Here is a 14,829-nt window from a genome sequence, read left to right on the forward strand (position 1 = left end):
CCATATATCAGATGGTCTACACACAAATTTACTAATTTTTTTACCATTTTATATCAAACTATAATTATGCCGAAGATGTTATTACTTTCAGTTGATTATTTACTATCTTTAGCTTTAACAGAACTAGCAAGCACGCCATGGTCACTATTCTATCTACCCAAAATAGCATTGCAAATCATTTTATTGCAGAATTGAGAGATGTAACGGTTCAGCGGGACCGTATGCGTTTCCGACGGAATCTGGAACGACTCGGAGAAGTATTTGCCTATGAGATCAGCAAAACTATGGCTTTTAAACCTGTAGAAGTCGAAACCCCGCTTGGTGTTGCCAAAACGCACCTATTGATGGAACAGCCAGTATTGGCTACCATCCTAAGGGCTGGACTTCCCTTCCATCAAGGGCTGTTAAATATCTTCGACCAAGCCGACAACACCTTTATCGCGGCCTACCGGCACACCAAGAAAAGTGGTGAGTTTGAGGTTCATAAAGAATATGTGAATACACCGAATTTAGACAATAGAACAGTTATCATCGTCGATCCGATGCTGGCAACCGGAAAAAGCCTCGTCTTATGCTGCAAAGATCTTCTAGCCGAATATGAAATCAAGGAATTGCATATCGTTGCGGCAATCGCATCGGAAGAAGGATTAAACCATGTCAAGGCTTTCGTTCCTACAGCACATATTTGGGTGGGCGATGTCGACCATGAACTGACAACAAAAGCATATATTGTACCGGGGCTTGGCGATGCCGGAGATCTAGCCTATGGTGAAAAACTCCATTAATGTGGATAATTATTTAAAATTAAATTAACGCTTACTTCATTGAAATTCAGTAAATTTATGTCAATGATGAAGTTTAATTTTTTTATATCTAATTTATACCACTATGAGATGGCAAAAATACAATGGCGAATCCATTCGCTCCACGATTTTCGATGCTGTTGAAGAAGTCATTAAACGAGAAGATGCCCTCGGGAATAAGCTCAAGGTTTATATCGGCACCGATTCCCAGGTCAAAAGGGGAATCATCGACTTCGCCACCGTCATCGTCTTTCTCCGGGAACATAAAGGTGGATTTATGTTTATCCAACGGGACAAAAGGCATCACCGAATGAGTATTAAAGAACGGATGCTGCTCGAAGTCCAAAAATCCATCGACATCGCCTACCAACTCTGCCCCCTCCTCGAAAAATACAAAGTAGACCTCGAAGTCCACGCCGACATCAACACCAATCCAAATTTTCAATCAAATGTAGCCCTCAAAGAGGCCATGGGGTATATTATGGGTATGGGGTTCGTATTTAAGGCAAAACCGGAGTCTTTTGCAAGTACCAACTGTGCCAATAAACAGGTGCAGTAGCTGACTATTGGACAGACTTTGTATCTTTAGGTGTAATTTTAATACACCAGATGCAAGATTTTTTTCAGCAGATTGCGCGTCAATTTGCCCAAACCCCTTGGCTTGAATGGTTAGGCACACTGACGGGCTTTCTTTGTGTTTATTTGGCGGCAAAGCAGAACATATGGAACTGGCCCATTAGTATCATCAGTGTGTTGTCCTATGCCATTCTTTTTTATGATGCCAGGCTTTACGGCGATACCGTATTGCAATTTTATTTTCTATCCACAGCCATATACGGCTGGTATTACTGGCTTAAGCGAAGGGAGGAAAATAAGAAACCAATTGTTAAGGCCAATAGAAATCAACTCCTCCTGGGTATACTAGCCATTATCGGCTTGACAGCAGCCATCGGATATCTCCTGGACAGCGAAACAAATTCCGATGTACCTTATATTGATGCATTCTGCACCTCCGTCAGCTTTGTGGCCCAGTTTCTCATGACGAGAAAAGTACTTCAGAATTGGCTGCTCTGGGTTTTCGTCGACATCTGCTACATTCCTCTGTATATACACAAACAGTTAATGCTAACAGCCGTGCTCTATCTCGTATTTGCTATTATTGCGTGGAACGGTTATCGTGACTGGCAAAAAACCTATAAAAATTTTGCGTAATATTGCCTATCAAAAAAAGGATGTGGGAAAAGAGTTAATAAAAATCGCTGTTGTAGGTCCAGAATCTACAGGCAAGTCAACCATGGCAAAATATCTGGCTGAAAAATTCCAAACAGTCTGCGTACCGGAATATTCGCGCTACTACTGCCAAAGCCTCAATAATAAATATACCTTACAGGATGAGGTCAACATGTTTTATGGACAGCTTGCTTTGGAAGAAGCCCTTCTCCCCTTGGCAAAGAAAAATATCCTGATTTGCGACACGACTTTTATGACCGTGAAAATCTGGTCTGATTATCTATTCAAGCATACCCCGAAAGAGGTCACCGACAAGATCCAACAGCATCCGTATGACCTCTACTTGCTGATGGATATCGACCTGCCCTGGCAAGACGATCCCCTCAGAGATTTCCCCGAGCAGCGAGATTATTTCTTGGAAGTCTGGAAAACAGAGTTAAACGCTATCAATGGTCAATATCGGATCATCTCGGGTGCGGGCAAACAGCGACTTGAAAATGGCTTAACAGCTGTTAACGATTTTCTGACATTGATTTGAGACAAGCACCTTGACGAAGCAGCCTTTTACAGCTATATTTGTATCTGTAAAGTATGATGCTAGCCTAGCGAACAACATGGTTTAAAATGTCATGTAGCAGCATTATACCATTAAAATTAGAATATTAACATTTTACTTAAGAAATAATGTATCCAGAATATTTAGTAGCTCCAATGCGTCAAGAGTTAGTTGATGCGGGATTCGAAGAATTAAAAACACCAGAAGCAGTTGATAACGCGATCGCTTCAGAAGGAACAGTTTTTGTGGTTGTTAACTCCGTTTGTGGCTGTGCTGCAGCAAACGCACGTCCTGCAGCAAAAGCCGCTGTAAAAAACGAAAAACATCCTGCAAAATTAGTTACTGTCTTCGCAGGTATGGAAACTGATGCTGTTAACACAGCGCGTAACTACATGTTACCTTACCCTCCATCTTCTCCAGCAATGGCTTTATTCAAAGATGGTAAATTGGTACACATGATTGAAAGACATATGATTGAAGGTCGCCCGGCACAAATGATTGCGGACAATTTAGTTGCTGCATTTGACGAGTACTGTTAATCACGTATTTTGATTTTTGAATTAAAAGGCTTTCCGAGTTATTTGGATAGCCTTTTTTGTTATCAGACAGCTTCGAGATTTAACAATCGCCCTCGCCGATCTCCCAAGCAAAATACTGTCGTAGTATGCCACTGCCCTTAGTCAGTTTATATTTTTAGGTTGACTCCCGCTGCATCTAGCTATTTTTTTCTATTTTTAGGATATGAGAAATTTCCCAATTATCCCTTTGCTCTTATGTTTAGTTTTCATCGCCTGTTCTCCGCAAGAGAAGGTAGACCTCATCGTATATCATGCACAGGTATATACCGTAGATTCCGCCTTCAGCACAGCACAGGCATTTGCAATTAGGGACGGTAAATTTATCGCAATCGGTTCAGATGAAGAGATTCAACGAAAGTATAAAGCCACAGAAAAAATAGACGCTGAGGGGAAAGCGATCTATCCCGGATTCTACGATGCACACGCGCATCTATTTGATGAAGCCGAACTAATGGATCAGGTCGATCTCAATGGAGCCGATTCTTTCGAAGAAGTGATTCAACGAGTCAAAAGTTATCAACAAAAAAATCCCCATAAAACTTGGCTCATCGGCGGTGGCTGGGATCAAAATCGCTGGAAAGACAAATCCTTCCCCACAAAAGAACTGTTGGATGAAGCCTTCCCAGATATACCGGTATATTTGATACGGGTAGATTACCATGCCGCAGTGGTAAATTCCAAAGCACTGGAATGGGCCAAACTGACAAGTATTCCTACCGTCCATGGCGGCGTTGTTGGTGGAAGCAATAATACACCTAACGGTCTTTTGATCGACAATGCCATGGATCTGGTCAACAAAACAATCCCTGTACCCAATGAAAAAGAATACCTGAGAATGCTAAAGCGAACCCAGGACTCATTGCTTTCTGTGGGCCTTACTTCTATTGTGGATGCAGGTTTATCAAAAGAAAGACTCGATCTGTTAAAAAAATATTATAAAGAAGACGCATTAAAATTTAGGGATTATGCCATGATCCTTGGCAATCCACAGAATATTTCCTCATTAATAGCACAGGGATTTTATGAAACCGACCGACTGGAAATAAAATCATTCAAATTACTGGCTGATGGGGCCTTAGGTTCCCGTGGAGCCTGTCTCCTTGCCCATTACCATGATGCACCTACCCATGGCTTTCTATTGCATAGTCCTGCGGAATATGAACAGATGATCAAAGCGATCGCGGCAAGTAATTTTCAGGCAAATACTCATGCGATCGGTGATTCGGCCAACCGAATTATACTGGATATCTATGGCAAATACCTGCAGCCACATACAGATCGCAGATGGCGTATCGAACATGCCCAGATTATCTCGCCGCTGGATTTCGATAAATTCAAGAAATTCCAGATTATTCCTTCTGTACAACCTACCCACGCCACCTCTGATATGTACTGGGCAAAGGACCGGCTGGGAGAAGAACGGATGAAAGGCGCCTATGCATACAAGCATCTCTTGAAAGAATATGGTAAACTCGCTCTGGGGAGTGACTTCCCAGTTGAACATTTCAATCCCATGTATGGCTTTCATGCAGCTGTGGCCCGTGTTGATAAAAAAGGTTACCCAGATCAAGGCTTCCAAATGCAGGATGCGATTAGCCGCGAAGATGCGTTGCGCGGGATGACCATCTGGGCAGCATACTCCTGCTTTCAGGAGAAAAAGAGGGGAAGTATAGAAGCCGGTAAAGACGCAGACTTTGTTATCCTCGAGCACGACATCCTTAAAATACCAAATGAGCAGCTGCGGGCAGTAAAAACAATACGAACAGTGATTGCAGGAGAGACTGTTTTTACCCGGTAGGCACTGGCTATTTCTGCTGAGCACCACGCTGATTATCACTGCCTCGCTTATCTCAAAAGAAACAACAAAAACTTAGATCTAAGTTGTAAAAAAAAGCCTGCATGACATAATCACGCAGGCTTTTTAATATGTTAACATGGAAACAACTTTTGTTTTTCCAAGAAGTCTAATCGTTTAGCGCGCTATTATTGCATATCGAACAAATGCTTTTCAGCATGGTAAGATGAACGAACCAAAGGTCCAGATTCAACATATTTGAATCCCATTTCCAAACCAATTTGTTTATATTTTTCAAATTGAGCAGGTGTGATAAATTCGATAACGGGATGATGTGCTTTCGTTGGCTGTAAGTATTGTCCAAGCGTCAAAATATGAACACCAACATTATATAAGTCTTGCATTGCTTCAATGACGTCTTCTTCCGTTTCACCGAGACCAAGCATAATGCCTGATTTTGTACGAAGGCCTGCTTCGGAAATCCGACGCAAACATTCCAAAGAACGATCATATTTCGCCTGGATACGTACTTCTCTAGTTAGACGGCGAACTGTTTCCAGATTATGAGAGACCACTTCTGGACGGACAGCAATGACACGATCTAAATTATCCCATTGACCTTTAAAATCCGGCAATAACGTTTCCAGTGTTGTCTCAGGACTCTCTCTACGAATGGCATTTATTGTTTCTGCCCAAATTGTGGAACCACCATCTTTCAGATCATCACGATCCACAGAAGTGATGACACAGTGTTTTACCTGCATCAATTTCACGGAGTTAGCTACCCTGTTAGGTTCATCCAAATCGACAGCCAAAGGACGGCCTGTTGCTACAGCACAAAACGAACATGAACGTGTACAGATATTACCCAATATCATGAAGGTCGCTGTTCCTGCCCCCCAACACTCCCCCATATTAGGGCAATTTCCACTCTCACAAATCGTATGTAATTTGTGCTCATCTACAAGACTTCTGACATGTCTATACTCTTTACCAACAGGCAATTTGACACGCAACCAATCAGGCTTGCGTTGTGCAGGAGTTGCCGGAATAACTGGAAGTTCAATCATAGAACAAAGTTAAGGATTAAAAATGTAATTTCTACTGGGCAATTTGTTGGTTTTATATCATAAATACTTATCGAATGACGGCAATAATAGAATAATGAAACAAAAATTAGGATATTTGTGTTGATTATTTGTTAATCTAACGACTTTACTATGCGACTGAGCCGATCTTTATCCTTCTTATTTCTTGGAGGAGCCTGCATTTTTGGTGTGCAGGCCCAAACTAATTTTGATCTAATTCCCAAACCATCCAAGGTAACTGTAGCGACAGGATTATATGCCATCCCTACACATCCCACAGTTATTATTTCAGATGAATTCCAGGCGACGGCACAACTGCTTACCGAACACCCTGCAATCAAAAGTTTCACCCTTGAAGTGCTAAAGAAAAATAAAAAAGCACCAAAAGAAGGTTTTCGTATTGTAAAGGCTGTTGATGCGGACAACCTCAACAAAAATGCCTATTCGATTCAAATTGACGAAAAAGGTCTTTTGCTTAAAGCTTGGGATACGCCACAGATCATCAATGGGATTTATACCTTGATTCAATTAGGTTACCTACAAGCTGACCCCAGCCAAATAGCATTTGCGACAATCGTTGATGAACCTCGTTTTTCCTACCGCGGGCTTCATTTAGACGTTTCCCGTCATTTTATGCCGCTTTCTTTCGTAAAAAAATATATAGACGTCATGGCCATTTATAAGTTCAATAACTTTCATTGGCACTTGACAGATGGAGCCGGTTGGCGGTTGGAGATCAAAAAATATCCTGAATTAACACAAAAGGCCGCCTGGCGAACACATACGCATTGGAAAGATTGGTGGAACAATGGTCGTCAGTATGTAGAAAAAGGAACCCCGAATGCAAGTGGCGGCTTCTATACACAGGAAGAAGCGCGAGAGCTCGTAGATTATGCTGCCCAAAAAGGCATCAATGTCATTCCCGAAATAGAAATGCCCGGACACTCAGAAGAAGTGTTAGCCGTGTATCCCGAACTTTCATGTTCCGATAAACCCTACAGCCAGAGCGAGTTTTGCATTGGCAATGAAAAAACTTTTGAATTCTTAAAAAACGTATTGGATGAGGTCCTCACCATATTCCCTTCCCAATACATCCACATAGGTGGTGACGAAGCTGAAAAGAAACATTGGGAAAAATGTCCAAAAGACCAGGCCCTGATGCAGAAGGAAGGTTTAAAATCGGTAGATGAGCTACAAAGCTATGCCATTAAACAAATGGATCTGTACTTGCAATCAAAGGGCCGGAAGCTTATTGGTTGGGATGAAATTTTACAGGGCGGACTGACCGAAGGCGCAACAGTGATGAGTTGGCGCGGAGAAGAGGGCGGAATAAAAGCGGCAAATGCAGGTCACGATGTCATTATGACTCCAGGTTCACATCTTTATTTCGATTCCTATCAAACAGATCCAAGGACTCAACCCGAAGCAATTGGAGGCTATCTTACACTTGATAAGGTATATTCCTACGATCCTATCCCAGCTGAAATACAAGCGGATAAAGCCAAACACATCCTTGGAGCACAAGCAAATATATGGACAGAATATGTGCCAACGACCGAGCATGTCGAATATATGGTATTTCCACGCGCCTTGGCCCTATCTGAGGTCAATTGGACAACTAAAGAGGCGAAAAGCTGGCCCGACTTTCAACGTCGAATACAATCACACTACAAACTACTGCAGGAACTGAATCTGAACTATTATCGTCCTTCATTCAATGTAGCGTATACAGCATCTTATAATCCGATCAAAAACAACAATAGGATTACGCTTACAACCGAGCAACTGAATACAGATCAGATTAGATATACCATTGATAGCAGTGAGCCTACGATTCAATCTACGCCTTATACCGGACCGTTTGAACTTAGTTCAACAGGACATATCAATGCAGCCTATTTCCAAGATTCGATCAAAATAGGTCCCACATTATCATTTGATATCGATATTCATCGTGCCATTGGAAAAAAAGTAACTTACAATACACAATGGTCAGGATATCCGGCACAAAAAGACTCAACTTTAACAAATGGAATAACCGGCGGACTCTCTTACCATGACGGTCAATGGCAGGGCTTTACAAGCCCGATTGATGTTATCGTTGATTTAGAACGCAGAGAAGAAATCCATCAGGTGGCCATGAATTTCATGCAAATGATAGGCCCCGGAGTTTATATGCCTGGAGATATGGAGGTTCTGGTTTCTGACAATGGTCGTACATTCCGTTCCATAGGAAAAGTGAAAAACGATATATCTGATAAAGAATCCAAATTAACGTTTAAAAGGTTCGAGCTAAAACTCGATAAAGCGCAACAGGCGCGCTATATTAAAATCAAAGCTAGCAACCCCAAAAAGGGATATTTATTTACAGATGAAATTATTGTTTATTAGCCGAATAATAAACAATTTCCGATAATAGTTGGAAATCTATTTCTTACGTTTTCCGACTATTATTACTATTTTCCAAAGCCACTTTTCCAACAAAGATGATTTTATTTTGAAATATTCTTAAAATAAATACTTCATTTTCAAAATTTAAAATGTAACTTTGCACTCCGACAAAGCAGTCGGAATGACCCTTCCCCATGAGCTATTTTTGATTGTCTTTGCTCAGATTTACAATAGGAAATTTAATTTTTTGAACTAGATATAATGCCAAGAAACACTTCCATTAAGTCGGTTTTAATCATCGGATCAGGTCCCATCGTTATCGGTCAAGCTTGTGAATTTGATTATTCTGGATCTCAAGCATCCCTTTCATTGAAAGAAGAAGGTATTGAAGTATCCATCATCAACTCAAACCCTGCAACAATCATGACGGACAAAGTTGTTGCAGACAATGTCTACTTACTTCCATTAACTTGCGAAAGTATTGAAGAGGTATTGCAAAAACACAATATCGACGCTGTGCTTCCTACGATGGGTGGTCAGACCGCTTTGAACCTATGTATCGAAGCCTCTAACCGCGGTATCTGGGAAAAATACAACGTGCGCGTAATCGGTGTTGATGTTGCTGCCATTGAAAAAACTGAAAACCGTGAAGAATTCCGTCAATTAATGGTTGATATCGGTGTAGGTGTTGCAAAATCCAAAATTGCAAACTCTTTCCTTGAAGGTAAAGAAGCTGCACAAGAAATTGGTTATCCTCTTGTTATACGTCCTTCCTATACCCTAGCAGGTACCGGCGGTGGATTTGTGCACAGAAAGGAAGATTTTGACGCTGCTTTAAACAGAGGTTTGCATGCTTCACCAACACATGAAGTTTTGGTAGAACAAGCCGTATTGGGTTGGAAAGAATTCGAGTTGGAATTACTTCGCGATACCAACGACAATGTCATCATTATCTGTACCATTGAGAACTTTGACCCAATGGGTATCCACACCGGAGACTCCATCACAGTTGCACCAGGTATGACATTATCAGACAAATGCTACCAAGATATGCGTAATCAAGCCATCTTGATGATGCGTTCGATTGGTAACTTCGCCGGTGGATGTAACGTTCAGTTCTCTGTTAATCCAGAAAATGAAGAAATTATTGCGATCGAAATCAATCCACGTGTATCACGTTCTTCAGCTTTAGCATCAAAAGCAACTGGTTACCCAATTGCAAAAATTGCGGCTAAATTAGCCATCGGATACAACTTGGACGAGTTGCAAAATCAGATTACAAAAACAACCTCAGCATATTTCGAACCAACGCTAGATTATGTTATCGTAAAAATCCCGCGTTTCAACTTTGACAAATTCAAAGGTGCAAACAAGGAATTAGGCCTTCAGATGAAAGCTGTAGGTGAAGTGATGGCGATTGGCCGTACATTCATCGAAGCTTTGCAAAAAGCGTGTCAGTCTCTTGAAACTGGTCGTGCAGGTTTAGGTGCTGATGGTCGTCAATGGAGAAATCTAGACGAGATCATGGATAGCCTAGAGCATCCAAGTGGTGACCGTCTATTCCATATCAAAGATGCATTCGAATTAGGTGTTCCTTTGGAGTCCATCCGTAAAGCAACACGTATCGACAAATGGTTCTTAGTACAGATTCAAGAATTGGTACACCTAGAGCAAGAATTACGTCGTTATCAGTTAAATAACATTCCACGTGATTTCTTCATGACCTTGAAACAAAAAGGTTATTCAGATGTTCAGATCGCTTGGTTATTAGGTAATGTAACAGAAGATCAAGTATACGATCGCCGTAAAGAACTAGGTATCAACCGCGTTTACAAAATGGTCGATACCTGTGCCGCGGAATTCCCTGCGCAGACCCCATATTACTATTCGACATTTGAAGAAGAAAATGAATCCATCTCTTCAGATAGAAAGAAAATCATTGTCTTAGGTTCAGGTCCAAACCGGATCGGTCAGGGTATCGAGTTCGATTACTCCTGTGTGCACGGCTTATTGGCAGCAAAAGAATGTGGTTACGAAGCAATCATGGTGAACTGTAACCCGGAGACTGTATCTACGGACTTCAATATGGCCGATAAATTATATTTTGAGCCTGTATTCTGGGAACATGTACGTGAGATCATCGAATTGGAAAAACCAGAAGGAGTTATCGTTCAATTGGGCGGACAGACAGCACTTAAAATGGCAGAACGCTTAGAACAACTTGGTGTAAAAATCATCGGTACATCATTTGAAAACATGGACTTAGCCGAAGACCGTGGTCGTTTCTCCGACTTATTAAAAGAACTTGAAATTCCTTATCCAAAATATGGTGTAGCGACTTCAGCAGAAGAAGCTTTACAAGTCGCTAACGAAGTAGGTTACCCGGTATTGGTTCGTCCTTCATATGTTTTGGGTGGACAAGGCATGAGCATCGTCATTAATGACGAAGACCTGGAAAAAGCGGTAGTTAACCTATTGAAAAATCTTCCTGGAAATCACATCTTGATCGATCACTTCCTGGATCGTGCTGAAGAGGCGGAATCAGATTCAATCTGTGATGGTGAAGATGTACATATCATCGGTATGATGGAACACATCGAGCCAGCTGGTATTCACTCGGGAGACTCTTCGGCAGTATTGCCTCCTTTTGGTCTATCACAAGCTGTTCAGGATAAGATGGAAGAATACTCGATCAAATTAGCGAAAGCATTGAACGTACGCGGCTTATTAAACATTCAGTTCGCTGTCAAAGGTGAGAATGTTTATGTCATCGAGGCTAACCCACGTGCATCCCGTACTGTTCCGTTTATCGCGAAAGCATACGATGTTCCTTACATCAACATCGCTACAAAGGTCATGTTGGGTGCGAATAAATTGAAGGACTTCACAATCGAGCGCAAATTGCAAGGTTACGCGATTAAAGAACCTGTATTCTCCTTCAATAAATTCCCTGAGGTAGATAAACAATTGGGACCTGAAATGAAATCAACAGGTGAAGCCATCCGCTTTATCAAAGATCTTCAGGATCCATATTTCAGAGAGTTGTATAATCAAAAATCAATGTTCTTGAATGCCCAATAAGGCATCACTATAAAATAGAAAAGGCTTGCAAATGCAAGCCTTTTCTATTTTATATCTTTTACACATCGGAAACCGACATTGTTTGTTGGGCTATTTACCTCACCTTTACCTCGGCTTCCTGCTTTATAGCGTTCACAATATTGATCATTGCAGAGAAACGATCCGCCCCGTTGGACACGTTTCTCGAGATTAGGCTCTTGTGGATCGTAGGAATTCTCCGGTCCTGTAGGGTTTGAGACGACGCTATTCTTATAGTAGTCCGGTCTATAGTAGTCCGAACACCATTCCCAGACATTTCCTTCCATATCATAAAGTCCCAATGCGTTCGCCGGAAAGGACTTTACTGGAGCAGCACCTTCATAGCCATCCTCCTTTGAATCTTCAACAGGAAATTTCCCCTGATAGATATTGGCTATCCATTTCCCATTTGGTTTCAAATCCTTCCCCCAATAGTACAGATCTTCATTCGTATCCTTACGGGAGCGGGCTGCATATTCCCATTCTGCCTCCGTAGGCAATCGTTTTCCAGCCCATTTTGCATAAGCAGCGGCATCTTCGTAGGCGACTTGAACAACTGGATAATTCATTTTATCTTTTATTGAACTATTGGGTCCTTCAGGATGCTGCCAATTTGCACCAGGAACGTACTCCCACCACATCAAATAGTTATTTAAAGAGCTGAGTTCTTTAGGTTTTGAAAATACCGCAGATCCGGGAACGAGCATATTCGGATCCACGCCGGGAAAATCTTTCGGGTCAAGTTTTCGCTCAGCGACTGTTACATAGCCTGTTTCTTTTACAAATTGTGCAAATTGCGCATTTGTCACCTCATGTTCATCCATATAGAATGAATTAAGTTCCACAGCATGTACAGGTTTGCTATCTTCGAAATTCGAGCTTCCCATCAAAAATTTACCACCTTCAATTAAAACCATCTTGCCAACTGCGGAATTGCTTTGTTTAGCCAACTGAGCTTTGATCATTCCTGCTCGGGTAGGTATATTTTCGCCCACACAACATGAGAGGGTGTCATTTGTGGAAAATATAGATAGACAGGTAACTAGTGTTAGATTGATTAACATACCTAAAGATAAACATAAAAGGGGAACAATAAAATGTTCCCCTTTCAATTATTGCCTTAGCTATAGATTTTATACATCCAATTGTACATTTTCCTTTTTAGCACTTTTTGAGCGAATAGGTGTATTACCACCGCCCTTTAATGTGATATCCACAGGATTATTATTCTTCCATGAGCCTTTTGTAAAATCGGGTACAGCTACGGTCTTGCAGTTCTTTTCAACCGATTCAAAGCTCAAAGGCACGATACAGCTCCATGAAGCAGCGTCGTACACATCCTGATCTAAGGGTAAACCGTTACGCAGACAGTCGATTAGGCGCCAATCCATCATAAAGTCCATACCCCCGTGACCACCGACTTCTTTGGCTTTGTCACCGATATACTTAACTAACTCTGGCGTATATTTATCATATAATTCTTTGAGTTTTTCCTCTTTGATAAATTCATGACCAAAAGCAATATTCTCAGTTGGATATTTTTGGGCAAAACCTTTTGTACCGCTTAACGTATGTAGTCTTGAATATGGTCTAGGTGAAGTAACATCATGTTGTAACATAATTGTTTTTCCTTTGGCAGTACGGATCAATGTCGTATTCATATTGCCACGGTATTTCTTTCCGACAAATTCCTGAAAGAACGGATCCTTGGCTGCAAGCTCCTTCGCCTTCTCGCCCATCATAAAATCGTTGGATGACATCGCTACTAGATGGTCCATTTTATCGCCTCTATTAATGTTTAAACATTGTGCGACAGGTCCAAGTCCATGAGTTGGGTATAAGTTACCATTATATTTAATATTTTCCCTTAGACGCCACATATTATCGTAACCATTTTTTGAGAAATTTAAATCCAATAAATCATGAATATAGGCACCTTCACCGTGAATTAGTTCACCAAATAAACCTTGACGGGCCATATTTAATGTCAGCATTTCAAAAAAATCGTAACAGCAATTCTCCAACATCATACAATGTTTTTTTGTTGCTTCAGATGTTTTGACCACTTCCCAACAATCCTTAATTGTCAAAGCAATTGGCACTTCACAAGCGACATGGTTACCCGCTTTCATAGCTGCTACACTCATAAGTGCGTGGTAGTCCCAGGGTGTACAGATATAGACCAAATCCAACTTTTCTTCCTTCAATAGTGACTTCCAGCCATCTTCTCCAGAATATGATTTTGCGGCTTTCAAACCTTTCGAAGTAAGAATCCTCTGTGCTTTCTCAACCCGCTCCGGATGTTTATCACAAAGGGCGACAATTTCACAACCTTCGATAAAAGATAATCGTTCCACTGCACCGGGACCACGCATCCCTAATCCAATGACGGCAACTTTCACTTTATCAATTTTGGGTGCAGCATAACCACACATATTAAATGCATCTGCTGTTGCATTGGCATTAACCAAAGTAGGAAGTGAAACAGCCAGTGACGATAAAATCCCGGCCTTTTTTAAAAAATCTCTTCTAGAATCCATAATTTAAAGTTCATGTAAATTTAAAGGGACCAAATGGTCCCTCTAAAAAATCACCTATTTTAAAACAAACTAAACAGTCAATAAGAAAAATCCATTTTGGATTTGGATTTATACTTGGTTCTAACTAAAGAACTTAATCTCTATAACAATAATATAACACTTTTCTCAAAATAAAAAATCAAAATTTAAAGCAATCGTTTGTCTAATCTACACAAACGATTGCTTTAATCTCCTGCAATTGAGATTTTTCAGCAAAAGTATGGTGCTTAGACAAATACAACCTGTCAATTTTATAGAAGAAATATAAAATATGCCCCCGAGGTAAATATATCTACTCTATTTATGGATCTCTATGATTAGGTATTCTCGTTTGGATTATGCCATCTGCAAAGATCGTCAAACCCTGTTATACCATCAAAACTCCGGAGGGACCGCTGTTGCTGATGCGACTGCTGGTGTCCTTGCTGTTACCCTTGCTGCTACAACTATTGCTTTTACAGTTATTGCCGCTACGGTTTTGTTGGTTTTACGGCTGCTGTTACCCTTGCTCCTAAACGATTGTCTAATAATCCTGTTGCAGGAATAAAGGGACTGTACGGAACTACCCATCTAGCCCTGTTGGCTGCCCGCAGAAAAGCAGGAGAAGAGTAAAGTATACAAACGAAAGAAGCCCTTGACTGTTTCCAGCAAGGGCTTCCGTGTAAAAAAAGGCACCGACCTACTCTCCCACCTGTTACGGCAATACCATC

Annotated in this window: 12 protein-coding genes; 9 read left to right on the forward strand and 3 right to left on the reverse strand. The window is 41.1% G+C overall.

Features of this window, described 5'->3' with window-relative positions; translation table 11 throughout:
- Positions 1–137: 137 nt before the first annotated feature.
- From upp to BWD42_RS19180, 6 genes are all read left to right on the forward strand, one after another.
- Positions 138–785, forward strand: coding sequence for a uracil phosphoribosyltransferase (upp, locus tag BWD42_RS19155; RefSeq protein WP_077438019.1), 648 nt, complete (start codon positions 138–140; stop codon positions 783–785).
- Between the two features lie 103 nt (positions 786–888).
- Positions 889–1,362, forward strand: coding sequence for a ribonuclease H-like YkuK family protein (locus BWD42_RS19160; protein WP_077438020.1), 474 nt, complete (start codon positions 889–891; stop codon positions 1,360–1,362).
- A gap of 50 nt (positions 1,363–1,412) precedes the next feature.
- Positions 1,413–2,015, forward strand: a complete 603-nt coding sequence (pnuC, locus tag BWD42_RS19165; RefSeq protein ID WP_077438021.1) for a nicotinamide riboside transporter PnuC — start codon at positions 1,413–1,415, stop codon at positions 2,013–2,015.
- Complete coding sequence (locus BWD42_RS19170; RefSeq protein ID WP_262507845.1) at positions 2,008–2,571, forward strand: ATP-binding protein; 564 nt, start codon at positions 2,008–2,010, stop codon at positions 2,569–2,571. The genes pnuC and BWD42_RS19170 overlap by 8 nt, the downstream gene beginning before the upstream one ends.
- A 146-nt stretch (positions 2,572–2,717) precedes the next feature.
- Positions 2,718–3,128 carry a BrxA/BrxB family bacilliredoxin gene (locus BWD42_RS19175; protein ID WP_077438022.1) on the forward strand — a complete coding sequence of 137 codons (411 nt, stop codon included), beginning with the start codon at positions 2,718–2,720 and terminating at the stop codon, positions 3,126–3,128.
- Positions 3,129–3,330: 202 nt separating this feature from the next.
- On the forward strand, positions 3,331–4,965 hold the full coding sequence (locus BWD42_RS19180; protein ID WP_077438023.1) for an amidohydrolase: 1,635 nt from the start codon (positions 3,331–3,333) through the stop codon (positions 4,963–4,965).
- Positions 4,966–5,150: 185 nt separating this feature from the next.
- Here the strand turns inward: BWD42_RS19180 and lipA are convergent, their stop codons facing one another.
- Positions 5,151–6,032, reverse strand: a complete 882-nt coding sequence (gene lipA / locus BWD42_RS19185) for a lipoyl synthase (RefSeq protein WP_077438024.1) — start codon at positions 6,030–6,032, stop codon at positions 5,151–5,153.
- A 150-nt stretch (positions 6,033–6,182) separates the two neighbouring features.
- On the opposite strand from lipA, the gene BWD42_RS19190 reads away from it, so the two are divergent.
- Both BWD42_RS19190 and carB read left to right on the forward strand, forming a co-directional pair.
- Positions 6,183–8,441, forward strand: coding sequence for a beta-N-acetylhexosaminidase (locus tag BWD42_RS19190; RefSeq protein ID WP_077438025.1), 2,259 nt, complete (start codon positions 6,183–6,185; stop codon positions 8,439–8,441).
- 261 nt (positions 8,442–8,702) lie between these two features.
- Positions 8,703–11,522, forward strand: coding sequence for a carbamoyl-phosphate synthase large subunit (gene carB / locus BWD42_RS19195; RefSeq protein WP_077438026.1), 2,820 nt, complete (start codon positions 8,703–8,705; stop codon positions 11,520–11,522).
- 44 nt (positions 11,523–11,566) lie between these two features.
- Here carB and BWD42_RS19200 read toward each other — a convergent pair whose 3' ends face one another.
- Together BWD42_RS19200 and BWD42_RS19205 are read right to left on the reverse strand one after the other, a co-directional pair.
- Positions 11,567–12,604, reverse strand: coding sequence for a formylglycine-generating enzyme family protein (locus tag BWD42_RS19200; RefSeq protein WP_077438027.1), 1,038 nt, complete (start codon positions 12,602–12,604; stop codon positions 11,567–11,569).
- A 69-nt stretch (positions 12,605–12,673) separates the two neighbouring features.
- A complete protein-coding gene (locus tag BWD42_RS19205) occupies positions 12,674–14,080 on the reverse strand; it encodes a Gfo/Idh/MocA family protein (protein WP_175992096.1) in 1,407 nt (468 codons plus the stop codon).
- 352 nt (positions 14,081–14,432) lie between these two features.
- Here BWD42_RS19205 and BWD42_RS19210 point away from each other — a divergent pair, with 352 nt between their 5' ends.
- Positions 14,433–14,666 carry a hypothetical protein gene (locus tag BWD42_RS19210; RefSeq protein ID WP_077438029.1) on the forward strand — a complete coding sequence of 78 codons (234 nt, stop codon included), beginning with the start codon at positions 14,433–14,435 and terminating at the stop codon, positions 14,664–14,666.
- The last annotated feature ends 163 nt before the right edge of the window (positions 14,667–14,829 follow it).

Origin of the sequence: Sphingobacterium sp. CZ-UAM, from assembly GCF_002000245.1 — a bacterium.
Classification (GTDB): Bacteria; Bacteroidota; Bacteroidia; order Sphingobacteriales; family Sphingobacteriaceae; genus Sphingobacterium.

Coding starts and splice junctions, on each gene's coding strand:
- upp (WP_077438019.1), top strand. CDS start 138: ATGGTCACTATTCTATCTACCCAAAATAGCATTGCAAATCATTTTATT.
- BWD42_RS19160 (WP_077438020.1), top strand. CDS start 889: ATGAGATGGCAAAAATACAATGGCGAATCCATTCGCTCCACGATTTTC.
- pnuC (WP_077438021.1), top strand. CDS start 1,413: ATGCAAGATTTTTTTCAGCAGATTGCGCGTCAATTTGCCCAAACCCCT.
- BWD42_RS19175 (WP_077438022.1), top strand. CDS start 2,718: ATGTATCCAGAATATTTAGTAGCTCCAATGCGTCAAGAGTTAGTTGAT.
- BWD42_RS19180 (WP_077438023.1), top strand. CDS start 3,331: ATGAGAAATTTCCCAATTATCCCTTTGCTCTTATGTTTAGTTTTCATC.
- lipA (WP_077438024.1), bottom strand. CDS start 6,032: ATGATTGAACTTCCAGTTATTCCGGCAACTCCTGCACAACGCAAGCCT.
- BWD42_RS19190 (WP_077438025.1), top strand. CDS start 6,183: ATGCGACTGAGCCGATCTTTATCCTTCTTATTTCTTGGAGGAGCCTGC.
- carB (WP_077438026.1), top strand. CDS start 8,703: ATGCCAAGAAACACTTCCATTAAGTCGGTTTTAATCATCGGATCAGGT.
- BWD42_RS19200 (WP_077438027.1), bottom strand. CDS start 12,604: ATGTTAATCAATCTAACACTAGTTACCTGTCTATCTATATTTTCCACA.
- BWD42_RS19205 (WP_175992096.1), bottom strand. CDS start 14,080: ATGGATTCTAGAAGAGATTTTTTAAAAAAGGCCGGGATTTTATCGTCA.
- BWD42_RS19210 (WP_077438029.1), top strand. CDS start 14,433: ATGATTAGGTATTCTCGTTTGGATTATGCCATCTGCAAAGATCGTCAA.